We start from the raw sequence: 528 nt of genomic DNA on the forward strand, positions 1-528 counted from the left end.
CCACGTTGGCCTTGTAGCGGCGCGACCAGTTGCTGGCCTCTTCCACGTCATCGGCCTGCAGGACGGCGAAGACCTTCTTGAGGCCCTCCTCATCCACGACGTCTCGCACGCCGACCAGGTCGACGTTCTCCGCCGGGACCTCGATCACGAGGTCACCCTGGGTGACCTTGAGCTTCAGGTACATCTTCTCCTCGCCCTTGATGGTGCGGGTCTTGATCTCCTCGATCAGTGCCGCGCCATGGTGGGGATAGACGACCGTCTCGCCAACCTCGAAAACCATGTATGGTGCCCCTTTCCGCCGGTCGATTCTAGCACGAGGCGCACAGCAGCCTGATCGCCTCCTTCGAGAACCCTTGGAGCGGATGCGGACGATCCGTCCCCAAGCGGATACCATGGCCGGAGCATCACCGACCTGTCTGAGGAGTTCGCGCCGTGACCAATGCCGCCCGCAAGAGGCTTCGCACCATCGGCCTGGGTGCCGCCTTCGCTGCCGCCGCACTGACCACGTCCGGGTGCGCTGCGCTGACC

1 protein-coding gene is annotated in these 528 nt (G+C 64.4%); it reads right to left on the reverse strand.

The genetic code is table 11. From position 1 onward, the window contains the following. The coding region (locus tag IG178_RS25135; RefSeq protein WP_305067836.1) for a CarD family transcriptional regulator at positions 1 to 280 on the reverse strand (280 nt) is incomplete at its 3' end. Positions 281 to 528 lie beyond the last annotated feature (248 nt).

This window comes from Neoluteolibacter marinus (genome assembly GCF_014904755.1).
GTDB classification, from domain to species: domain Bacteria; phylum Verrucomicrobiota; class Verrucomicrobiia; order Verrucomicrobiales; family Akkermansiaceae; genus Haloferula; species Haloferula marina.